General features: G+C 57.7%; 13 protein-coding genes and 3 pseudogenes. 6 read left to right on the top strand and 10 right to left on the bottom strand.

The annotated features are described in order from the left end of the window. Positions 1-514: 514 nt before the first annotated feature. The 6 genes from BI364_RS05040 (at position 515) to BI364_RS05015 (ending at position 9584) form a co-directional block, all read left to right on the top strand. Positions 515-1864: an MFS transporter gene (locus BI364_RS05040; protein WP_070077818.1), complete on the top strand. Its 1350-nt coding sequence runs from the start codon at positions 515-517 to the stop codon at positions 1862-1864. Between the two features lie 203 nt (positions 1865-2067). Continuing rightward, a complete protein-coding gene (locus BI364_RS05035) occupies positions 2068-5820 on the top strand; it encodes a nitrate reductase subunit alpha (RefSeq protein ID WP_070077817.1) in 3753 nt (1250 codons plus the stop codon). After that, entirely contained in the window at positions 5817-7382 is a 1566-nt protein-coding gene (gene narH, locus BI364_RS05030; protein WP_070077816.1) for a nitrate reductase subunit beta, read from the top strand. The genes BI364_RS05035 and narH overlap by 4 nt, the downstream gene beginning before the upstream one ends. A gap of 10 nt (positions 7383-7392) precedes the next feature. Continuing rightward, a complete protein-coding gene (gene narJ / locus BI364_RS05025) occupies positions 7393-8082 on the top strand; it encodes a nitrate reductase molybdenum cofactor assembly chaperone (RefSeq protein ID WP_070077815.1) in 690 nt (229 codons plus the stop codon). A 13-nt stretch (positions 8083-8095) separates the two neighbouring features. Next, complete coding sequence (gene narI, locus BI364_RS05020; protein ID WP_070077814.1) at positions 8096-8782, top strand: respiratory nitrate reductase subunit gamma; 687 nt, start codon at positions 8096-8098, stop codon at positions 8780-8782. A 10-nt stretch (positions 8783-8792) separates the two neighbouring features. After that, entirely contained in the window at positions 8793-9584 is a 792-nt protein-coding gene (locus BI364_RS05015) for a peptidylprolyl isomerase (RefSeq protein WP_070077813.1), read from the top strand. Between the two features lie 591 nt (positions 9585-10175). On the opposite strand, the gene bioA is transcribed toward BI364_RS05015, so the two are convergent. The 10 genes and pseudogenes from bioA to BI364_RS04960 form a co-directional block, all read right to left on the bottom strand. Next, positions 10176-11546: an adenosylmethionine--8-amino-7-oxononanoate transaminase gene (gene bioA / locus BI364_RS05010; RefSeq protein ID WP_083251167.1), complete on the bottom strand. Its 1371-nt coding sequence runs from the start codon at positions 11544-11546 to the stop codon at positions 10176-10178. Between the two features lie 5 nt (positions 11547-11551). Then, a pseudogene (ilvD, locus tag BI364_RS05005) lies at positions 11552-13225 on the bottom strand (dihydroxy-acid dehydratase). 13 nt (positions 13226-13238) lie between these two features. Continuing rightward, a pseudogene (locus tag BI364_RS05000) lies at positions 13239-13562 on the bottom strand (hypothetical protein); the annotation flags it as partial. Positions 13563-13905: 343 nt separating this feature from the next. Beyond that, positions 13906-14850 carry a DUF6671 family protein gene (locus BI364_RS04990; RefSeq protein WP_197495882.1) on the bottom strand — a complete coding sequence of 315 codons (945 nt, stop codon included), beginning with the start codon at positions 14848-14850 and terminating at the stop codon, positions 13906-13908. 373 nt (positions 14851-15223) lie between these two features. Then, positions 15224-16354 carry a PDC sensor domain-containing protein gene (locus tag BI364_RS04985; RefSeq protein WP_197495881.1) on the bottom strand — a complete coding sequence of 377 codons (1131 nt, stop codon included), beginning with the start codon at positions 16352-16354 and terminating at the stop codon, positions 15224-15226. A gap of 97 nt (positions 16355-16451) precedes the next feature. Next, positions 16452-18866 (bottom strand): YbcC family protein, encoded by a 2415-nt coding sequence (locus tag BI364_RS04980; protein ID WP_070077810.1) that lies wholly within the window; start codon positions 18864-18866, stop codon positions 16452-16454. Further along, on the bottom strand, positions 18866-20539 hold the full coding sequence (locus BI364_RS04975) for a proton-conducting transporter transmembrane domain-containing protein (protein ID WP_197495879.1): 1674 nt from the start codon (positions 20537-20539) through the stop codon (positions 18866-18868). The genes BI364_RS04980 and BI364_RS04975 overlap by 1 nt, the downstream gene beginning before the upstream one ends. Positions 20540-20725: 186 nt before the next feature. Further along, entirely contained in the window at positions 20726-21700 is a 975-nt protein-coding gene (locus BI364_RS04970) for a LysR family transcriptional regulator (RefSeq protein WP_070077808.1), read from the bottom strand. 381 nt (positions 21701-22081) lie between these two features. Then, positions 22082-22381 (bottom strand): annotated as a pseudogene (locus BI364_RS04965) (IS5/IS1182 family transposase); the annotation flags it as partial. Between the two features lie 272 nt (positions 22382-22653). Further along, a complete protein-coding gene (locus BI364_RS04960; RefSeq protein ID WP_070077806.1) occupies positions 22654-23592 on the bottom strand; it encodes a LysR family transcriptional regulator in 939 nt (312 codons plus the stop codon). Between the last annotated feature and the right edge of the window lie 77 nt (positions 23593-23669).

Raw genomic sequence — 23669 nt, 5'->3', positions numbered from 1 at the left:
GCGAATGCCGTTTCCATGGCAAGAAGGGGGTGGAAATTCATTTCGACGCGTGACCGATTCAGATCGGCCACGCGGTATGTTTGCGGGCTCACCAAATGAATCGATGCAGGTTGCACCTACGCTCGCCCCCATGGGCATCAGCGTAATCATAATGTATTCATCGATCCGCCTGGACCCAGCCCGACACTCACACAATCGACAACAAGGGCACACCCGCACGTCAAAATAATTAAATTTTTCAGAAACACAAAAACATGGAGAAATATCTCGTGGCTGGACACAACATCCAAGCCATTAGGTTTCTATGCACACCCCAAAAAAAACAAAAAAATACCAAACAAAAAATATAAAAAAACAAAACAACCACTCGGCTGAAAAAATTCAAACAACCGAAATTCAAATTAATATCGGTTAACAATAAATTCATGATCGGGATCATGAATAAACGAACGCGTACCTGCTATCAATATTCCACACATGCAGATTCCGATAGACCCCAGTCGAGGAGAAAATCATGCCCTCCCCCAAAACCGCACAGGCACCCACACCCATTAAAGGCAGTGCCGTCAAATCCTTGATCGGCGCCACCGTCGGATTTTTCATCGGATTCGGCGCTGTTTCACTCTTCGGCCCTACCGCCCACGGCTTCATTGAAGTTATGCAGTTGACGCCCGCACAGGTTGGCTTCCTGGTCGCCATTCCCATGTTGACCGGGTCGCTACTGCGCATACCCTTTGGTGCCTGGGTAGACCGCAATGGCGGCAAACTGCCTTTTCTGATTCTGTTGTTGGCATCAGTCATCGGGATCGCCGGTCTGTACTGGATGCTACTGACGCTCTACCCCGACCATCTGACACAAGCCCATTACCCATGGTTACTGTTCTTCGGGGCGCTGGGCGGCTGCGGTATCGCCACGTTCTCTGTCGGTATTGGCCAAGTGTCGTACTGGTACCCGAGAAACAGCCAGGGCCGGGCACTTGCTATCTATGCCGGGCTGGGCAACACGTCGCCAGGGCTGGTTGCGATCATTCTGCCGCTGATTATCGCTGCAGGTGGATTATGGATGGGATATCTCGTTTCGCTCGCCATCGTAATCGCGGGCATCGCGCTATACGTCGTCATTGGCTTCAACGCACCTTATTTCCAATTGCGCCACCAAGACGTGCCGCCCGATCAGGCACGCGAAGAAGCCGCCAGACACGGACAGGAACTCTTCCCGGCGGTCAGTATGTTCAAAACCTTACGCGACTCGGCCATGAGCTGGCGCACCTGGCCGCTGGTGATCCTTTATTTCACCACCTTCGGCGGCTTCCTGGCATTGACTGCGTGGTTACCCAATTTTTGGCAGACTTTTTACCACGCGACACCCATGGCTGCGATCGCACTCACCGCGGGTTTTTCGCTGTTCTCTTCGATCATTCGCGTGCCCGGCGGTAGCTGGGCAGATCGCTTTGGCGGCGAGCTTGTGGCCGCCGTCGCATTGCTCGTCCTGCTCGCCGGCGCACTGCTTATGACGTTTTCCGGTAGCTTCTGGATCACCGTCGCCGGCGAAATTCTGGTCGGTGCCGGCATGGGCGTAAACAACGCTGCAGTATTCAAGCTCGTACCGCTCTACGTGCCCGATGCGGTCGGCGGCACCGCCGGCTGGGTTGGTGGTCTGGGTGCGCTCGGCGGGTTCGTCGTGCCACCGCTACTCGGCAGTATCGCCGAGCGCATGGGCACCATCGGATACGCGCGCGGCTACGTCGTCTACGTAATTCTGGCGCTGATCAGTCTGCTCTTCACTGTCCTGCTCTACACGACACGTAAGGGCGTGGCCATCCATACCTCCCCCGTGCGCGTCGCGCCCCATCGAGTGAAATAAATAACAGGCACGCATCACTCGCGCCTTTAAGTCCCACGAGCAGAATACGAGACCCGAATCATGCCGTCATTCGAAGACAGTGCCATTGGATGCCCGGCGGCGGCCACGAGGCCATGCCGCGATCCGCTCAACACCGTGGAACCACACCTCATTTACTTAGCTCAGCGGCACGGTCACGCCGCGACCGATACGGAGGCAGCCTCATGAGCCATTTCCTCGATCGACTGACGTTCTTTCGCAAGGTCCAGGACGAATTTTCAGATGGCCACGGACAGACCACACTGGAAGATCGCTCATGGGAAAAATCTTACCGGCAGCGTTGGCAGCACGACAAAATCGTGCGTTCGACCCACGGCGTGAACTGCACCGGTTCCTGCAGCTGGAAGATCTATGTCAAGGATGGTCTGGTGACCTGGGAAACCCAGCAAACCGATTATCCCCGAACACGCCCAGGCCTACCCAACCACGAACCTCGCGGCTGTCCGCGCGGCGCAAGTTTCTCCTGGTATATCTACAGCGCAAACCGTCTCAAATATCCGATGATCCGTGGGCGGCTGCTCAAACTCTGGCGCGAGGCTCGCGCCAGTCATGATGACCCCGTGGAAGCCTGGATATCGATCGTCGAAAATACCGAGAAAGCCAACGCATACAAAACTCGTCGCGGCCTTGGCGGCCTGGTGCGCAGCAACTGGGAAGAGGTCAATGAAATCATCGCCGCGGCCAATGTCTACACCATCAAAAAATACGGCCCCGACCGCGTCATCGGTTTTTCGCCGATCCCCGCAATGTCGATGGTGTCGTATGCAGCTGGCAGTCGATATCTCTCGCTGATAGGCGGCGTCTGCCTCTCCTTCTATGACTGGTACTGCGACCTCCCCCCCAGCTCGCCGATGACCTGGGGCGAACAGACCGATGTCCCCGAATCAGCCGACTGGTACAACGCCAAATTCATCATGATGTGGGGGTCCAACGTCCCGCAAACCCGCACACCCGACGCCCACTTCATGACCGAGGCCCGCTACAACGGCACGAAGATCGCAGTCGTCTCACCCGATTATGCCGAAGCCACCAAATTCGCCGACGTCTGGCTCGCGCCCAAGCAAGGGACAGACGCCGCACTGGCGATGGCCATGGGTCATGTCATCCTGCGCGAATTTCACCTCGACAATCCCAACGAATATTTCATCGATTATTGCCGACGTTATACCGATCTGCCGTTTCTTGTACGCCTCGACCCAGGCTTCAAGGGCCTGACGCCCGGACGCTTCCTGCGCGCATCGGACTTCGACGCTGCCCTTGGACAAACCAAGCACCCGGAATGGAAGACCGTCGCCTTTGATGAAGATTCCCAAGCAGTGATCGTGCCGCAGGGCTCGATCGGCTTCCGCTGGGACGAAAGCGGGCAATGGAATCTCGAATCCAGGGCCGCTGACAACGAACGTGAAGTGCGCTTCCGGTTATCCCTGATTGACGCGCACGACGAAGTCAGCGAGGTGGTCTTCCCTTATTTCGGCGGGATCGAACGTGAGCATTTTCGCCACACCGCTCACGACGACGTGCTCATGCGCAGGGTTCCGGTCAGGCGCCTGCGCCTGGCTGACGGGCAGGAGGCGCTAGTGGCCACCGTCTACGACCTGATGCTGGCCCACTACGGGTTGGACCGAGGCCTGAACGACCCCGGCGTGGCCAGCAGCTTCGACGACGACCTGCCCTACACGCCCGCGTGGCAGGAGCACATTACCGGTGTCGACCGCCGCAAGGTGATCAATACCGCGCGCGAATTCGCCGATACGGCCGCCAAAACTCGCGGGCGCTCCATGGTGATTCTCGGTGCGGGGCTCAATCACTGGTATCACATGGATATGAACTACCGCGGCATCATCAACATGTTGATGCTCTGCGGTTGCGTCGGCCAGTCCGGCGGTGGCTGGGCGCATTATGTCGGCCAGGAAAAGCTGCGCCCGCAGACGGGCTGGCTGCCCGTCGCCTTCGCCCTGGATTGGTCCCGTCCACCCCGCCACATGAACGGGACCTCCTTTTTCTACGCGCACACCGATCAATGGCGCTACGAGACACAGCGCGTGTCCGATCTGGTCTCACCGCTGGTCGACCCCGAAGACTGGCAGATGAGCCTGATTGACTGCAACGTGCGCGCCGAACGCATGGGTTGGCTGCCATCCGCCCCGCAGCTCGCACGTAATCCACTCACGCTGACAAAGGAAGCCGAGGCCGCCGGCAAGGATCCCAAGGCCCATGTCGTTGAGCAACTCAAGAACGGGCATCTCCGAATGAGCTGCGAAGACCCCGACGACCCGGTCAATTTCCCACGTAACCTGTTCGTCTGGCGTTCCAATCTGCTCGGCTCCAGCGGCAAAGGCCACGAATATTTCCTGCGCCATCTACTCGGCACCCGCGACGGCGTGCAGAGCGATGAACTCGGCCCCGAGAGCGGCGCCCATCCGCAGGACGTGGCTTGGCACGAAGAAGCGCCTCGCGGCAAACTCGACCTACTGGTCACGCTAGATTTCCGCATGTCCACCACCTGCCTGTATTCGGACATCATCCTGCCCACGGCCACCTGGTATGAAAAGGACGATCTGAATACCTCGGACATGCATCCCTTCATTCATCCGCTGTCCGAGGCCGTCAGCCCCGTTTGGGAGTCGCGTAGCGACTGGAGCATCTTCAAGGGCATCGCGGAGAAATTTTCCGAGGTAGTCAAAGGCCATCTTGGCGTGGAAAAGGATCTCGTCACGCTACCGCTGCTGCACGATACCCCTGCCGAAATGGGTCAAGCATGCGATGTTGAGGATTGGCGCCGGGGCGACTGCGAACCGATCCCAGGCAAGACCATGCCGAACATCATTGTCGTGGAACGCGATTACCCAGCCACATTCGAGCGTTTCACCTCGATCGGCCCCTTGCTGGAAAAACTCGGCAATGGCGGCAAGGGCATCGGCTGGAACACCGGCGAAGAAGTCGAATTCCTCGGTGACTTGAACGGCCGCCATACCGAGGGTAGCTCGCGCATGGGGCGTCCGAAAATGGAGACCGCCATCGACGCCGCAGAGGCCATTCTCAGCCTCGCCCCGGAGACCAACGGCCACGTCGCAATCAAGGCCTGGGAGGCGCTATCCAAGGTGACCGGTCGCGAACACGCCCACCTCGCGCGGCACAAGGAAGACGAAAAAATCCGCTTTCGTGACATCCAGGCCCAGCCACGCAAGATCATTTCCTCGCCGACCTGGTCCGGCATTGAATCCGAAGAGGTCAGCTACAACGCCGGCTGGACCAATGTCAACGAGCTGATCCCGTGGCGCACGCTGACCGGGCGCCAGCAATTTTACCAAGACCACGCTTGGATGCTGGCCTTCGGCGAGGGCTTCACCACCTACCGACCACCCATCAACACGCGTGACATCGAGCCACTGTTCGAAAAACGCTCGAACGGCAACAAGGAACTGGTGCTGAACTGGATCACCCCACATCAAAAATGGGGCATCCACAGCACCTACACCGACAACCTGCTCATGCTCACGCTCTCGCGTGGCGGGCCCATCGTGTGGCTGTCCGAGATCGATGCCAAGACCGCCGGCATCGTCGACAACGACTGGATCGAGGTCTTCAACCGTAATGGTGCGTTGGTGGCACGCGCCGTGGTCTCGCAGCGCGTCCCAGTCGGCATGACCATGATGTATCACGCCCAGGAACGCATCGTGAATACGCCCGGCTCGGAAATAACCGGCGAACGCGGCGGCATTCACAATTCGGTTACCCGCGTGGTGCCCAAACCCACCCACATGATCGGCGGCTATGCCCAGCTGAGTTACGGCTTCAATTATTACGGCACGGTCGGCTCAAACCGAGATGAATTCATCATCTTGCGCAAAATGGCCAAGGTCAACTGGCTCGAAGGTGATGACGAAAGCATCCTGACACAGGAGTACACACGATGAGAGTACGCGCTCAGATCGGCATGGTCCTGAATCTGGACAAATGCATCGGCTGTCACACCTGTTCGATCACCTGCAAGAATGTCTGGACCTCGCGCGAGGGTGTGGAATACGCCTGGTTCAACAACGTTGAAACCAAGCCCGGCATCGGCTATCCCAAGGAATGGGAAAATCAGTCGCGCTGGAATGGTGGCTGGCGGCGCACCCGGAGTACGGGAAAATTGATTCCCCGCATCGGCAATAAGTGGCGCGTACTCGCGCAGGTCTTCGCCAATCCAGACCTGCCGCAGATCGAAGATTATTACGAGCCCTTCAATTTCGATTACCAGCGCCTGCACAACGCCCCGGAATCCAAGGCTCAGCCCACCGCGAAACCCTATTCGGCGCTGACCGGAAAACCCATGGACAAGATCGAATGGGGGCCGAATTGGGAAGAAATCCTGGGGGGTGAGTTCGAGAAACGCGCCAAGGATTACAACTTCCGAAATATGGAAAAAGAAATCTACGGGCAATTCGAAAACACCTTCATGATGTATCTGCCCAGACTCTGTGAGCACTGCCTCAATCCGACCTGCGTGGCAAGCTGTCCATCCGGTGCCATCTATAAGCGTGAAGAGGACGGCATCGTCCTGATCGATCAGGACAAATGCCGCGGTTGGCGCATGTGTATTTCTGGCTGCCCTTACAAAAAAATCTATTACAACTGGCAATCGGGGAAATCCGAAAAATGCATTTTCTGTTACCCACGCATCGAGGCGGGGCAACCGACCATCTGTTCGGAAACCTGTGTCGGACGTATCCGCTATCTCGGCGTGGTGCTCTACGACGCGGACCGAATCAAGCACGCCGCCTCGCAGGCAAATGAACAGGATCTCTATCAGGCTCAGCTCGATATATTCCTGGATCCCAACGATCCCGCTGTTATCGCGCAGGCACGCAGGGACGGTGTACCCGAATCCTGGTTGGAAGCCGCGCGCCAATCTCCCGTATACAAAATGGCCATCGACTGGAAGGTCGCCTTCCCGCTACACCCCGAATACCGCACGCTGCCCATGGTCTGGTACATCCCGCCGTTATCGTCGATCAGCGCCGCGGTGGATCAGGGACAGATCGGCTTCGACGGCGCCATTCCCGATGTCAAATCACTGCGTATCCCGATCCAGTATCTGGCCAATCTGCTCACCGCCGGCGACACGGCACCGGTGCAACATGCCCTCGAACGCATGCTCGCCATGCGCATCTACAAGCGCAGCCAAACCGTGGATGGCGTCACCCGCACCGATGTGCTCGACCAGGTGGGTCTGAGTCAGACACAGCTCGATGAAATGTATCGGATCATGGCGATCGCCAACTACGAAGACCGCTTCGTGGTCCCTGGCGGCCACCGCGAGATTTCCACCGACGACGCCTACGGCGAACGCAGCGGCTGCGGTTTCAGCTTCGGCGACGGCTGCAACACCAGCGGCGTTACCCCAACCAATCTATTCGGTTCCAAGAACCCGCGCCGTCGCAAATTTCCGGTGCCCGTAGTCGCGGAAACGATCGATCACAAGGATGCGACCTAAGGAGAGCAACATGCTGACATTCAAGGTCATCGCCGCCTTGCTGCATTACCCAGACGAGGCGCTGCTGGCGCACGGTGAGGACATGCGCCAAGTGCTCGCGCGAGAAAAATTGCTACGACGCGCCGAATACGACGCCGTCGCCGACTTTATCGCTCGACTGTGCGAACAGGAGCTGCTCGACGCACAGTCGGCCTACGTCGACACGTTCGACCGCGGACGCGCACGCTCGCTGTACTTGTTCGAGCATGTACATGGCGAGTCGCGCGACCGTGGTCAGGCCATGATCGAGCTGCTGCAAACCTATCGCCGGGCAGGCTTCGAAATTGCGGTGCCAGAACTGCCCGATTACATCCCGCTGTTCCTGGAATTCCTCTCGACACAAACGCCTGCGCAGGCGCAGGACTGGCTCGCTGCAACCGGGCAGCTGATGCAGCTACTGCACGCTCGCCTCGCGACGCGCGGCAGCGACTATGCGGCATTGTTCGCCCCACTCGTCCGCCTAGCCGGTCTCGACCCAGAAGCCGCAGACATCCATCACCAGGCAGGTGCCGAGACGCCTGACGATACGCCTCAGGCGCTCGACCAGGTTTGGCAGGAGACGCCAGTCACCTTCGGCGGCCCAGACGACACCTGCACCTCCGTCCACAAGTCCAGCGATGAGGCACAGCCCGTGCACTGGCACGCTGCGCAGACCCGATGACAGGAGACAACCCATGGACTATCTAAACAACTTGCTGTTCGGTTACTACCCCTACATCGCCGGCACGGTATTTCTGGTAGGCAGTGTCGTGCGATTCGACATGAGTCAATACACCTGGAAAACCAACTCCAGCCAGATCGTGGACAACACGCCCCGCTTCCGGTTGGGCAACAATCTGTTTCACGTTGGCATCCTGTTCCTGTTCTTCGGGCACCTCGTCGGCCTGCTGATGCCGCATGCTCTTTATCCTTATCTCGGCATGACTGCAGGCTCCAAACAAGTGATCGCGATGGTCACCGGCGGGCTGTTCGGACTGTTCGCTGCGGTCGGCGGCGCAATCCTACTCCTGCGCCGTCTCACCAATCCTCGGGTACGCGCTCAAAGCTCGCAGATGGACATCCCCATTCTCATCATCCTCTACGTGCAACTGCTACTCGGCCTGCTCACCATCCCGTTCTCGGCCGCGCATCTGGACGGGTCGATGATGATCGTGCTCAGCGACTGGGCGCAGCGCATCGTCACCTTCCAGCCCGGTGCCGCCACACTCGTGGCCGGCGTCCCCTGGATCTATAAAATCCACCTGTTCCTCGGCTTGACCGTCTTCCTATTGTTCCCCTTCACGCGTTTGGTACACATCTGGAGCGCACCGGTCTGGTACCTCGGCCGCCGTTACCAGATCGTACGCAAACGCCAGGCCTGAGGAAGCCGTCATGACCCTGCTCATCAATGGCATCGAAATAAACGAACGCGCGATCAACGTCGAATCCGCATACCACGATCACCCCGACATCGCCGAACGCCAGCATCAGGCCGCCCTCGCATTGGTCATCCGCTCGCTGCTGTTGCAAGAAGCCACAACGCAGAAAATCGACGAACCGGACCCGCCGCACGGAGACACGGGGGAAGATGAAGACGAAGCCCATGAGGACGGCCTGATCAGAACCCTGCTCGCGCGCGAGGTGCGCACACCGGAGGCCGATGAACAAAGCTGCCGCACCTATTACGCGGCCAACACCGAGCGCTTTCGCGAACCCGACGCCTACGAGGTCTCGCACATCCTGGTGGTGGCCCTGCCGGATGACGAACCCGCACGCGCCAGCGCCCGGCAACGGGCACAAATCTGCCTCGATGCCCTGCTCGCCGATCCGTCAGGTTTCGCCGCGGCCGCCCTTGCAACCTCCGCCTGCCCATCGGCATCGAATGGCGGTAGCCTCGGGTACATCTCACGCGGCCAGACCGTGCCCGAATTCGAGGCAGACCTCGCGTGCATGAGCGTCGGCCGAATCCACTCGAAACTGGTCGAATCCCGCTACGGCTTCCATATCGTCCGCCTCGACGAACGCATCCACGGGCAACAACTGCCATTCGTGGCCGTGCATGCCCGCATCGCCGCCTACCTCACCGAGTCCGTCTACCGCCGCGCTGTCTCCCAATACATCCAGCACCTCGCGGCAAGGGCCGACATCCAGGGTATCGACCTGCGGATCGACACCCTGCAATAAACCGTTATGCTCCCGATCATTCAGCACATCTGGAAACCGCTGAAATAATGGAGAATATCCGATTTAAACTGGTACTTTCTTTTTAGGTCGTAATATCGGTCATTGGTTGAAAACGACCAGGATCAGGAAATCTATTAGGCTTTATGAACGACTGCCACCTACATGGCAGAATGCGTGCTCTCGACCCCAAGCAGCCTGTTGTCTTTCTAGGTGTCGATGGCCGGTGTCCAAACTGAAGCAGTCAACAATGGCTGGAAAGTGTATATAGAACCGGTGTCGATTCAGCCACAGCCCCCGCAGATGAATAAGCGATGATCGCAGCGTTCACGGCATACCAACTCAGGCTGCTATGCTCAACACAAGCATTACGGGTATCTCGTTACAATGCATACGGATGACTTGCTTTCGTCTGCGTGCAGTACTTCTCGCGACTGGTTGCGGGCATCTTCTTTTTCCCATGTGCAATGAAACATGCGTCACCCCTTAAAATTCACGGATAAATCGGGACGAATCTATAATCACCCTGGAAAGGGTGATCGGGATGAGACTGGAATAGGTAGCCTAATCGCGTGGAAAGCACGTGCATTTTACTTAGCGCCCCATTTCAGCCAATACGCACCGCACTGCGCTCGTCATACTTGACAGATCCTGCGGCTCGATCACATAGGGTGGCATCATATAAATCAAACGGTCAAAAGGCCGTAGCCAGATTCCAGCCTCGACGAAGCGCTGTGTCAGCCAGCTCGGGTCCACGGGATTGTGCATCTCGACTACACCCGTTGCGCCGAGCACCCGCACGTCACGCACACCAGGGAGTTTGGCGCACGCGGTAAGTTCAGCACGCAGCTGCTGTTCGATATTTTGTACCCTGCACTGCCAGCCAGACTCACACAACAGGTCAATGCTCGCTGTAGCCACCGCGCAGGCGAGAGGGTTGGCCATGAATGTCGGTCCGTGCATGAAGCAGCCGGCACCACCGCGAGAAATGGTCTCGGCCACCTCGGTGGTGGTCAGAGTGGCGGCCAGAGTCAAGTAGCCACCGGTCAGTGCCTTACCTAAGCAGAGAATGTCCGGAACGATGTCCGCGTGTTCACAGGCAAATAGCTTGCCGGTGCGGCCGAAGCCAGTAGCGATCTCGTCTGTGATCAACAACACGTCATGCACGTCACACAGGGCACGCACCTGCCGCAGGTATTCAGGATGGTAGAACCACATGCCGCCCGCTCCTTGGATGATGGGCTCCAGAATTACCGCCGCGAGCGCATCCGCATGCTCTTCGATCAAATGCGCGAATTCGGTGATGTCGTCTGGATCCCATGGCTCGCCGAACCGGCAGCGGGGCCGCGGTGCAAAGAACTGCTGCGGGAGCACTCCTTTGAACAAATGGTGCATGCCGACGCTCGGATCGCACACCGACATGGCGGCGAAGGTGTCGCCGTGATAGCCCCCAGCGAGCGCTAGCAACCGGTGCTTGCTTGACCGCCCCCGCGCCTGCCAGTACTGGATCGCCATTTTGATGGCCACTTCCACTGATACCGAGCCTGAATCGCACAGGAAGACTTTCTCGAGCGGATCGGGTGTCAACGCCACCAGCCGGCGCGCCAAATCGATGGCCGTCGGGTGGGTCAGGCCCCCGAACATGACATGCGCCATACGCTTGAGCTGCTCTTCCAGCGCGCGGTTGAGCCGGGGATGATTATAGCCGTGGATCACAGCCCACCACGAAGCCATACCGTCGATCAGTTCACGCCCATCGGCCAGTTTCAAGCGGACCCCCTCGGCGGAAGCCACGGGCCAAGGCGGCGCCGGATTGATCATCGTGGCGTAGGGGTGCCAAAGATGATCGCGCTCGAAGGCCAGCGCGTCGGCCCACCAAGACTCCGTCGACTGCGAACCAGTAGCCTCGACGTCACCGCGCGGCCGAGTTTCCGAAGTTCCTGGCTTTTGAGTCCCTCCTGCCATGAGCTTCAATCCGTCACCGCGCCCTTGGCCGCGGACGACACCAGCCGCGCGTATTTCGCCAGCACACCGGGTGTGTAACGCGGCGGGGGCGGCCACCAGGCTTTGCGTCGGCGCGCGATTTCTTCGTCGGGAACATTGAGCTGAAGCAAACGTCGTTCCCCGTCCAGGGTAATCGAGTCGCCCTCATTGACTAGGGCGATGGTGCCCCTCACCGCCGCTTCCGGCGCGACGTGACCGACCACCATGCCGTAGGTGCCGCCGGAAAATCGTCCGTCGGTAACGAGCCCGACGCTGTCGCCCAGACCTTGGCCGACGAGGGCAGCGGTGGGCGACAGCATCTCGCGCATGCCAGGCCCCCTCTTGGGGCCTTCGTAGCGGATCACCACCACTTCACCAAGATGGATCTTGCGTTCGAGAATTGCCTCCATGCACGCCTCTTCCGAGTCGAACACGCGCGCCGGACCGGTGATCTTCGGGACCTGTACGCCGCTGGTTTTGGCGAGCGCCCCCTCGACCGCGAGATTCCCCCGGAGGATAGTCAGATGGCCATGTGGGTACATCGGGCGGCTCCAGGGCCGGATAACATCCTGTGAGACGGCAGGTTCCTCTGGCACGTCGCGCAGCACTTCGGTTAGGGTCCGCCCGGTCACGGTTAACGCGTCGCCGTGTAACAGTCCGTGGGCGAGCAGCACCTTCATCGCCTGCGGGAGGCCTCCCGCGCGGTGTAGGTCGGTAGTGACATACCGCCCGGACGGTTTCAGATCGCAAAGCACCGGTACGCGTCGGCTAAATTCATCGAAATCGTCAAGCGTGAGCCTCACTCCGGCGGCATGCGTGATCGCTGGCAGGTACAGCACGGCGTTGGTCGAGCCGCCGAGCGCCATCAGCACGGCCAGGGCGTTCTCGAAGGCAGCACGGCTGAGGAGGTCGCGTGGCAGTATCTGTTGTTCGATCGCGCTGACCAGAACCCTCGCGGACTGCGCGGCGTTCTCGGCCTTTTCCGCGTCAGTCGCCGCCATGGTCGAAGAATACGGCAGGCTCATGCCCATCGCTTCGAAAAGCGCGGCCATGGTATTGGCGGTTTACATACCACCACAGGAGCCCGCGCTTGGGCAGGCTCATCGTTCAATCTCCAGTAACGCCGTCTCGCTGATCTTGCCCGCGATGCGCTCGCCGACAGCCTCGAAGACACTCACGATGGTGAGGTCGCGACCTTGATAGCGGCCCGGTTTGATGGTGCCGCCGTAGACGAAGATCGCCGGAATGTTCATGCGCGCGATGGCGATCATCGCGCCCGGCATATTCTTATCGCACCCGCCGGTGGCGAGCACACCGTCAAGGCTTTGGCCCTGGCAGACCGTTTCGATCGCGTTCGCGATCACCTCGCGCGACACCAGCGAGTACTTCATGCCCTCTGTACCCATGGCGATGCCATCGGATATGGTGATGGTGCCAAAGGTTTGCGGCATTGCACCGGCCTCCCGCAAGGCGGCCTCGGCGCGTGACACGAGTGACTCTATACCAATGTTGCAGGGCGTGATGGTGCTATGTGCGTTCGCCACGCCCACAATAGGTTTTTCGAAATCAAGATCGTCGAATCCAACCGCGCGCAGCAACGCCCGATTGGGAGAGCGCTGTAGGCCGTGCGTAACGATTTTGCTCCTGTAATTTTTAAACATGATTCATCTCACGATGCACGATTCCGCTCGTTTTGGCTCGCCTGATTTCTTGAGGCGTGGTGTGGTTGGTGAGATACAGCGTCATCAGTGGCTCGAAAGATAGGCCTGCGGCCTGTTGCGTCGCCAGAATGCGGTTACGGTAGGCGCGGGCAGTGTCGACTGTGCGCACGGGCGGACCGAGATTGGGCATGACCATGGCACAAGCAAACCGCCGCGCCGTGTCGGGGAGCACCGAGGCCAACACCTCTCCGTCTCGCAGGTGCACGTGCCAGTCGTCAGGCCGGGTTAGCACAAGTCGGCTTCCGGCAGGCTCCCGGCCTATTCCAGGGTTCTGCATTCGCCTCGCCTCCAGGGTCCGCGGCTGCGGCCGATCGTACGCACCCGCGCGCCCCCCAAGTCGACCGCGTGGCTCAGCCGGTCACGAAGCGTTTGGCCGATGCCGACGACCGTCGACATCACCGCTATTGATTGGCTAGACACAGGTGCGGAACCCGTCCGCTGAAGGGCTGCTGCCCGATGCGCCTTTGGGAGAAATCGAGGGTCCTCGTTCGTCAGGAAAAACTCCCTTCGTGGATAAGCGAGCCAGACGTCGACTCTGGGTGAACTGCAGGCCATCTCGAACCCTTGTCGATCGATCATCGAAGATTTACCTTCTTGTTCAATGAATAATACAGCGCCCATCAGGGGTTACAGTAGTCGCAGCGACCCGGGTCCGCGTAGTGATTCAAGGGACGCTCGCGTATGATCCGATGTTCGCACTTGAGACAGCCATGGATCTCTGCGCGTACCTCCCGAGTTGGCGCCCCGCAGTCACCACAAGGTAGTCCTTCGACTCGTTCGACAACCCAGAATCCAGGTGTACCGCAGGCAGGACATTGGGAGCGAAGCTTCTTCACCAAATCCTCAGCTGCAAGTCGGATGTTGTCCATACGCGTGGGATTGGCGTGGGCACGCAAATCAACCTCAAGAAATACACGACCGCTTGCCGACTGCCTGGCCGCCCAAACGTAGGCGATTTCAAGTTCTGGCCAATTGGTTATCCCCTTGCGAATACGTGGATCGCCCTCACCTTCTGGCCTCAGTATCAGATGATGCGTGGGGAAACCAGCCTCGCGGGCGAACATCTCAGCGGCTGCCCAGTTTTCCGCTAGGTGATGAGCGTTATTCGCTTTGCCCTGTGTCACACCAACTACTTCGATTCCGCGTAAGTCATCAATAAAAATCAAGAATTCCACATTCCAAGGAAATATTCCCGCGAATGGGTCAGGCCCAAAAGAACCCTCGCTCGCCAATCCCAGCGACAAACCAGCGATCTCCATACCAATCCGAGCCTTCCTTCGCGCCGCCTCAATCTGTGTGCCCGCACGCGGAATATCGCGCGCGAAGGTGCCAAGGAGATCGGTATCATAATCACTCACATGCTCCACCTTGCAACCCAATGCGTCATTCATTACTGAGGAAACTACCTGCTCTTTACCGTGCTGAGTGAGTAGCGCGACCTGCTGCCCCGCATAAGAGGTGAGGCTGATTTCAGACGAACTCATTGGAATCACCTCGCAGACCATATGCTGTGTAGTAGTAACGCATATCTTCGAACCATCCTCATGCCCGGAGACCAGTGTCACTCAAAAAAACCAACGCATTTTACTAAGCCATTAGCAAGTTTCATGCGGCATATTAAACGTTTGGGTCTTGAATATATTTCATGTCATGTTCAGGTAATTTTTACAGCATCCGCATGAGCTGAACCATGGCCACCGTCAATTGCACTTTTGTGCGCGCGGGTGCTTGTGAACCCGCTATCTGTTTGAAATCCGCATTCAATTATTCTTCCGGTTGCATAGAGCCGGATCTATTGGGAGCCCACAGAGTCGGGGGGGGGGGGGGGGGGGGGGGGGGGGGGCCGGCTGCTAAAATGACCCATGCAAGACGCCCCAAGCGACAATCAGATCCGTTTCTGGACATAGTCACATCAGCCACCTCGAATATCCTCACAGTCTACGGCGACTGATGCGGGCTATTTGCTGTCCAGAGAGATAGATCAGTTTTCAAGAAATCCTCATGGGGAACATAGTGTGAACTGCCCGAGGAAAAACCAACCCCTACCATGCCGTTATAAATATTCACCGAACCCGTTAGCAAATAGAGCAAATCATTGCTGTTACGTAACCTTTTCATTCGGTTAAGAATACGGCGAATATCATCCGGGGCAATCAATGCATTTTCAGGATACGAGCGCTTTGGGTAAGCAAGACAACTATCTGGATCAACGAGATTTTCCACCGTCATGAGGCGATATCGGTAGGGATCATCGATCTGCCAGAGAATAGTTTGGCCGCTCGAAAAATGTAACTTCACATGGTGCACCCCATGAAACAACATAAGTTCATCTATAACACTAGACACGACGTCTATATTTTCATCCAGCTTACTGTTCCGTCTTGCATTACCGGCCAAGGCAATAGTATCGCTTGAGTCGCCAACAAAATGCCTGGTCCGTCGAGGTTCTTCATATATCTGGTGACTCTGTGGTAAATCGCGCAAAGCAAAGTCAGCACCCATAAAGCCGATATGCTTGCCTTGCGCATCTCGCACAAAATAAACTACTGTCATCGATGGCCTTAATGCGTGCTCACTAATGTAAGCACCGCACAACAAAAAATCCGCTGCCAGCACACCTTCTTCTGTATAGGGCCACTGCTGATAGTGCGTCTCACGTTGTTTATCTAAAAAACACGGCACCGACAATGCTTCACGCATGTAAGGCCGGTCCGAACGATCGCGGCCGAAATGCTTCGTGATCAAGCCTTCTCGACTCATGCTGGAACTGATTTGCATCCCATCTCTGTCCATTGCATAGAGATATTTGCAATATGGAACCGAGGGGAAAGCCTCCGTCAAAAAAGTATCCAATGCTGTTCTTGTATCCCGAGGCTTGATACTCTCAGTCAACTCCTGACCACATCGCATGCTAACTTGGCGCAGCGGCTCATAAAGAAGATTCATCAGCAGCTCTCTCTGCCGCGTTACGACGCTGGAGAGATGTTCTTTTTGGGTAGCATAGCCGGACATCCCGGCTTCAGTTGAGCCGGAGCTGCCATTGCTGTGTTCGTTAGGAAATACTGCCATGGCTCAATGCCTCCGATTACCGTATTCTCGAATTTTCCAATATGTCGGGGTGATCGGTGTCACCTCCGCCAAAGCGAACAGCCGAAGGGTTTTCGACCTAAATCGCGATCCACTGCCCGGTGGCTTTCCGGTGGTAGATCGCCCCTTCTGGAGAAATCTGCTGGATACTGAGCCAACGGTTACCTACGAGTTGTCGCAATATTTCATTACCCTCAATAATTTTGTCCATTTCCTCTCTCGGCGCTTCAATAAAAGCCGATAGACGCAGGGGTTCATGCTGCAGACCGCTGTTACTATCGCGCAGGGACTGCTCCGACAGACCGATGCGCAGGTCGCCGCCATTGCCTTCAAGAACACCGAGTGTACCGCCCACGACGTTATGCAATACCTTGTTGCCACAGCCCTGACGTTGGTTGTCTACCGTCGAACCGTAGTACTGCAGGTTGATCCAGTTGGCCACGACCAGCGGAGCCGTCATGATCAAGGTAAGGACAGCGAAGCCTGGATCTTTTACGGCGTCGTAATCGTGGAGAAATGCTCGCCCTGCGAGATTCATTTCGCGAGTTCGCCAGCGGGGTGCAGCTATGAAAGCGGCATTGCCCGCCAAGGCCCATTCCGGGCGAACCTGAGACCAATCTCGACCGCGAAAAATCATATTTTGCGTCACGGCCTGAGAATCCCGTAAGTCTGGCTCCAGACGCGACATTCTCTCCAGACGCGTGAGATTGGCGGCCTGCTCCTGGGCCGCGCGAAATTCGGCGAGCGTCTGGGCGTCTAACCGCGGATCGTTCAACCCTCCTAGGATTTCCACACGATCGGTTGTCGTATCGTGGAGTGCCGGAAGAAAGCAGCATCGTTCGTCCAGATCCCAACCCTTGGCCACCAGAACCTGCCGCACCTGTGGATCGTTGAGGAGGCTAGCTGCCGCTTTGGCGTTCACTTCCCCCGTCTGACCTGCGCAAGCCCCGCAATCCAGGCCCGCCCGATGCGGATTGTTGGTAGTGGAGCTGCCGTGCCCGACGAGGAGCACGATGGGCGCCACACCCTGATTCAGGCCCAGTCCCGTGAGAATGAACTCGGCCATTGCCACGCGCTCGTCAAGACTCATAGACGCGGGCAGGGCGCACTGCAAACTGGCTCGCTCCGCTGCCGTGAGTCCGGCCTCATCGGGTGGCTGGGATGGGCGGTGCCAACCCAATGTATCCGCGAGTAGACGTCCAACGTAGGACAACCCTGCCGTCTCGACGAAGGAAAAGCACGAAGCCGCTGAAAGCTTGAAATGCTTCCACTCCGCACTCCGACGCAAGCGGCGGAAGCGACGCTGAAAGATCGGTTCCAACCCCTGCTCTTCCACATGGACCTGCGGGTTTAGCAGCACCGGCGTTTGGGTTCTGGGCGCGTAATCTCCCTGTCGGCGATAGTCCAGCATCACCCCGAAGAAGCCCGCAAAGCCGATGGTCTCTAGGCTGGGCATGGCACTTTCCAGGTGACGACGATAGACCTCCGAGCGCACATCGATGCAGAAGGCCGCCTGCACTAAGGGACGTGTCGTAGCGATTTTCTTACCTGCCGGACGCCTGCGAATGCTGGCCGCCACCACACGCCGGTAGGCGATTTCCGAGGCCTGGAGCAAAGCCTCTCCGCGCAGAGCATCTTCCGCATCGGCGCTTTTGTCAGCCAGAATCCAGCCCTGGAGTTGCTGATGCCAGCGCTCCAGCGCCTTGGGGCGCGCCGTCTGGTGCAAGAGTGCTTCCCATACCATACGAATAGCCAGCAAATCCGCCAGATCCGCGTGACTTTCTCCCTGCATTTCGGCCTGCCAGAGGAGATACCGGCACCAGCTGGCCCAGCCATTGACGGATTTCAGCAGCACCAGGAGATAGGCCTCTTCCGCAACCTTGGGTATCCCAAGCGTCCGCACCGCCCAGTGCCGCGCCGCAGCGCCATCAGGAGAAAGGTGCAGTAAGAGCGGCCGGATGGCCTTTAGCCCCAGCGGCGAGAGACTGCGATCCATCAGCGTATACTGTCGCCAAGCGCCAAAGAGCCCCATGCCCGCGTCCTTGGGGAACTGCCACAAGGATTGCCCGCGATCGTAGTAGGCGGCGAGAAATCGACTGATCTGCTCCACTACATACTGGGAGATAGAGGCGTGCCCGCGCCGGTCCAGGAGTTCAGGCAAGGTCGGCAGGCGCATGGACGGCTCGGAGGTCCCCCAGAGATAGTCCCTCCACTCCTCCTCGTCCGTACTGAGACCGAGGCTCTCCGCAGCCTGCAGAATGTCCGGCAGGGGAAGTTTGCCGTTTTGGACTCGATCGGCATACCAGCGCCGATCCATAATCACCCGCTCGCCTACCGTCCCCTGCAGCTGGGCAGCCGCCTCGGAAAAGAGCTGGTCCGCGAAGCCCCAGTACGGGTTGACTGCGACGAAACTGTCCAAGGGCCAGACTGGCGCGATCCGGCGCATGACCCGATCGAAAAGTTGCTCTGTGGATCCTTTGTCTGCTGCATTCATTAGGCACCTCCTGAATTGGTGGGGTCTTCCTGATTCCGCGCTATGGACTGCATGGATTCCAGTGCCAGATTTTTGCGGGGGAGCTCAATGCCCACCTTCTCCGACCAGAAGCCATGAGAGAATTGATCTACCCAGTAATCCACATACAGACCGTTATAAAGGTGGGTAAAGAGAGCCATCTGCAGACCTTGGGACAATTGGGCGCGGCCTGGGCCCTGCAGCCAACTGAGGAGCAGGAAACTGACAGCTGATAGCACCACGAGCCCCAGGTAAGCATCAGTGCCAGATTCCGCTGGGATCGCCATATCCCCGGCAAAGCCCCAGACGAAGAGGGTGTGCAGAATGAGGTAGAGCAAACCCATGCTCGCTGCGACTCCCAAGGCCATGATGCGATCGGCTAGGGCATCGAACTGGAAGCTCTTGACCAGAATTTGGGAAACCGCCACCGCCACGATGACGACCAGAGCAATCCAGACAGGATCACGGACCGGGTTCTCCCCAAAAATCCAGGCACTGCCGCCGGAGATGATCACCCCGAGGGCTACCGCCACCATCCAGAAGCCCATACTGGGGATCTTTTTCCCCCCTGGCGGCACCTGCCGCAGCTGATCCGTGACACTGCCCGAGGACAGGAAGGCGTGAGCTTTGTACAGGGAGTGTCCGATCAGGTGCAGGAGCGCCAAGGGGAAGAGTCCAAGCCCCAATTCCAGAGACATAAAGCCCAACTGCGCCGTGGTGGACCAGGCCAGCATGGACTTGATAGTCGTCTGGGTAGTCATGACCAAAGAAGCGATGACCACCGTCAGGAGTCCAACCGCACCTAGAAAGAGCAACGCATCGGGCTCTCGGACAAGAAGCGGGCTTGTACGTAGGGCGATAATGGCACCGCTGTAGACCACGCCGGCATGCATGAGAGCAGAGACGGGCGTGGGTGCCTCCATGACCTGAATCAGCCAACCCTGGAAGGGAAAGTGCGCACTCTTCAGAATCATCGCCCCAACGATTAACCAAGCTGCCACCTGCAGGGAAACGGGTAGGCTCCCCGTCCGTTTCGCGAACTGACTGATGACATCGAACTGCAAACTCCCGACGCTGTGACCAATTAAGATGGTGGCCAGCACCAGACAGATATCTGCCGTCCGACTGAAGATCGACTTCTTGTGCGCAGCCATGACGGCCTTGGGACGATCACCATAGAACTTGAGCAAGCGGTGCAGGCTAAAGCCCGTGGCGATGATCCCCAAAGTGAAGAGGCCGATATTGCCGGCAATCACCACCAGCAGAAAAAATCCGGCCGTGAAGGCCATCAAACGGGCAAAGCGTGCCTGTTGGGGATCTCCGTCCAAATATTGCACGCTGTATTGGGCAATCATGACAATGACGAAGGACACCAAGGTGGCTAGGGCTAGGGTCAGGGTGTTGACGGCAATGGAAAAGGGCAAGTTAAAGCCCATGCTTGGAATGGGCAGACCAGCTAGATCAAGACTGGCCCGCGCACCCAGGAAGAAGCTCAGATCAGCAGCCAGGGCTGCCACGAGCGCGATGAGCGCCGCCCAACGAACCCGATTGCGGGTGTTCAAAGCCGCGTGACGGGTGGCTTGTGCCCGTGGCAGGGCCGCCAAGAGCAGCCCCGCAGGCATCACCGCCAGCAAAGCGCCGGTGAGCCAATCCATTGGATATGTTCCATTCATATGCGCCCCTCAGATGAAGTAACCGAGGGAGACTATAGCGACAGGGTTGTATTTATTCTAATTGCGATAAACAACACAATAGTTTTATTATTATAAATAAATGTCGCCTACATGTTCCATGTTTTGGTCCAAAGCAGGGCCGTCTACTGGGAGATACGCGATATTCCGTCACAGATATCGGGACAAATCCGGCCACAAATCCACCAGGCGACGGGTGATGAAGTCACCCTGGGAGGTGGAGAATTCCAGGAACTTCTGGGCGGTCAGGGACAGGCGCTTGCCGCTGGGATAGACCAAATACCATTTGCGGAGAATTGGAAAGCCTTCCACATCCAAAATCTGGATGGGTCCGCTCGTCCCCTCCAGAGCTAGAGAATGGATGGAAAGGATGGAAATGCCCAAGCCGCTTGCAACAGCGTGCTTGATGGCCTCATTACTGCCCAATTCCATGACGATATCAGGTTTTAGACCCTTTTCCGCAAAAAGCCTAAGATAGGCATGACGGGTACCGGAACCGGGCTCGCGAGCGAGAAAAGGCACCTCAGCTATGGCCGCCAGAGGCAGTGGCGTGGGTTCAAGGGTAAGAGGATGAGCACGATGCGCCATGACCGTGATTGGATTGTGGGCAAAGGGAATGGCTTCCACATCCACTTCATCATCTGGCACTTGCCCCATGATGTAGAGATCGTCTTCATTGTTCTGTATGCGCGTGATGATCTCGTCACGATTGCTGACCTTCATGGCGAACTGAAGACCCGGATAACGCTCACCAAAGGCGGCCAATATTTCCGGTGCGATGTATTTTGCGGTGGTAACGACCCCAAGACGCAATTTACCTCGGCGCAGCCCTTTGCGATCGGCAATTTGCGTGTCGAGATTCTCGAAGGTGCGGAATAACTCCTGACACGCCACGAAAAGATCCTGGCCGACATCGGTAGGTCGGATATTCCGACCAATCTGCTCAAAGAGAGGAAGGCCAACGACCTCTCCCAATTTCTTCATCTGAATGGAAATCGTGGGTTGCGCCAGGAAAAGCTCGTCCGCTGCCTTGGTGAAACTCCCGTTGCGAATGGCCGCAGCGAATATTTGCAACTGACGGAAGGTGACGTGCCGCAGGAGCGATGTGGGCTGGAGATTTTTCATCTTCGATGCATCTCATAGACGACAACAGGCCTCTCGGACTTTTACCAGGTGACATTCCCGGCCTTTTCCTTTGAGCTCATAGCGATCTCTTCAATACACTTTTCAGTCATATTATCACACCGGTCAGTCAAGACAGGTTAGGCTGTCGATCACATGTGCAGAAGAGTACCTGCGTCCATCGCAAAGCCACTCGAACAATAATTAAGCGAGATATACAGCTAATCCGAATTATTCAAAAAACAGGCAAATACTATTGCAAGAGGCTTAAGCGAGTCCACTAATGGGTAACTCGCAACCACCGGCTATGGCTATTGCGAACTGAAAGTCAGGATACGCGTCGACTGAACGGCGCGTCCTTACTCGGGCTCTAGCTTAAAATCATCGTTCGGCCTCGGTGTTGGCCACCGACGCTTCCTGGCGATCCGCGCTGGCGATCTGGCCGAGATAAAGCTCGATGCTCTCGTCGATCTGTTCAAGCCGGCGCTTCAACTTGGCCCTGGTGAAATTCTTGTCGTGGTTGTTCACCGCCTTGAACTTGCTGCCGTCTATCGCCACGAAGGGCTCCATGAACAGCGCCAGCTTGCGGCATAGCATCACGAACTCGCGACAGACCCGACGAATCGCTTCGCCATTGTCCTGTCGGAAGTCGGCAATCGTCTTGAAGTCCGGGGCCAGACGACCGATGGTACACGGTAACTGAGCGGCGTTGTTGCTAGCCCCCATAGAATCAACGGCAGCTATTTGTTTGATAAGCAGTCGTTCGAGACGATTGCTACAACTGCCGGCGCATGCTCCGGAGGCCGTTCCTATGAGCTCTTTAAACGCGTCTCGAGCACTTTGATCGGCACCGGTTTGCCGAATCAGTAACTCTGGTAATGCACGCAACCATTCTGCTCCACTTTACCGTTGCGCGTCACAAGCGAACGGCGACAGGGCGTATCGCTTGTCACCTCTCAGGTGGGCTGTGTCGCATTTGCCTTGCGCAGCGGCGCGAGCCACGCCCGTTCCGCCTGCTCCAACACCAGTTCCGAAAACGCCTGCGCCGCAGCACTCAGCCGCTTGCCTTCCCTCTGCACGAGATACCACTGCCGCTTGAGCGGGAAATTCACGACGTCCAGCACGCACAGCAAGCCAGAGGCCAGTTCCGCCTGCACGGTATGCAACGACACCAAACCTACCCCCAGCCCTGCCTCCACGGCCTGTTTGATGGCCTCGTTCTTGTTCATCTCCATCGCCGGCCTGAACGGTAGTCGCTGCTGGATTAAGAAATTTTCCAGGGCGCTGCGCGTGCCAGAACCCTGCTCGCGCACCACCAGTGGCTCCTTGATCAGACGGGCCACGGGAATGTCGGCTACCTGCGACAACGGGTGATTGGGTGCGGCCACGATGACCAGCGGGTTTTCCATGAACGCCCGGGCGCTCAACGCCAGCCCCTCCGGCGGCGTTCCCATGAGCGCGAGATCGCTGGTGTTCTCGCTTAGGTGCCGCAGTAGGGCCTCGCGGTTGACCACGTTCAGGCTCAGCTGCACGTCCGGGTGCAGGTCGCGGAACATGGCCATCAGCCGCGCAGCGAAGACGCTCGCCGTGCTGGCCGCGGAAACCGTGAGTGTGCCGCCCTTCAGGCCCTTTAGGTCGGCTAACGATTGTTCGAGATTGGCCAGTTCGCGCATCACTGCCTCGGCGCTGCGCAAGGTTTCGTAGCCGGCCTCGGTGAGCTGGATCTTTTTACCGTCGTACTCGAACAGGGCGGTACCGAGAACCCCCTCCATCTGCTTGATCTGCATCGAAACGGCCGGCTGTGTGAGATGAACCTCTTTACTAGCGCGCGAGAAGCTTCCGCAGCGGGCCACGGCCTGGAGAATATCGAGTTGGCGGAGGGTAATTTTAATCATCAGAGATACTTTGAGGTAATACAAATAACTCTGAATATACCTTATAGACCTTATTCATTATAGTGCTTTCCTGTCGC

The sequence above is a fragment of the Acidihalobacter yilgarnensis genome, from assembly GCF_001753245.1.
GTDB classification, from domain to species: domain Bacteria; phylum Pseudomonadota; class Gammaproteobacteria; order DSM-5130; family Acidihalobacteraceae; genus Acidihalobacter; species Acidihalobacter yilgarnensis.
This window is presented reverse-complemented; position numbering and strand designations above follow the sequence as displayed.

Bases quoted from the DNA above. Each gene is read 5' to 3' on its own strand.
- BI364_RS05040 (WP_070077818.1), top strand. From the start codon at position 515: ATGCCCTCCCCCAAAACCGCACAGGCACCCACACCCATTAAAGGCAGT.
- BI364_RS05035 (WP_070077817.1), top strand. From the start codon at position 2,068: ATGAGCCATTTCCTCGATCGACTGACGTTCTTTCGCAAGGTCCAGGAC.
- narH (WP_070077816.1), top strand. From the start codon at position 5,817: ATGAGAGTACGCGCTCAGATCGGCATGGTCCTGAATCTGGACAAATGC.
- narJ (WP_070077815.1), top strand. From the start codon at position 7,393: ATGCTGACATTCAAGGTCATCGCCGCCTTGCTGCATTACCCAGACGAG.
- narI (WP_070077814.1), top strand. From the start codon at position 8,096: ATGGACTATCTAAACAACTTGCTGTTCGGTTACTACCCCTACATCGCC.
- BI364_RS05015 (WP_070077813.1), top strand. From the start codon at position 8,793: ATGACCCTGCTCATCAATGGCATCGAAATAAACGAACGCGCGATCAAC.
- bioA (WP_083251167.1), bottom strand. From the start codon at position 11,546: ATGGCAGGAGGGACTCAAAAGCCAGGAACTTCGGAAACTCGGCCGCGC.
- BI364_RS04985 (WP_197495881.1), bottom strand. From the start codon at position 16,354: ATGGCAGTATTTCCTAACGAACACAGCAATGGCAGCTCCGGCTCAACT.
- BI364_RS04980 (WP_070077810.1), bottom strand. From the start codon at position 18,866: ATGAATGCAGCAGACAAAGGATCCACAGAGCAACTTTTCGATCGGGTC.
- BI364_RS04975 (WP_197495879.1), bottom strand. From the start codon at position 20,539: ATGGATTGGCTCACCGGCGCTTTGCTGGCGGTGATGCCTGCGGGGCTG.
- BI364_RS04970 (WP_070077808.1), bottom strand. From the start codon at position 21,700: ATGAAAAATCTCCAGCCCACATCGCTCCTGCGGCACGTCACCTTCCGT.
- BI364_RS04960 (WP_070077806.1), bottom strand. From the start codon at position 23,592: ATGATTAAAATTACCCTCCGCCAACTCGATATTCTCCAGGCCGTGGCC.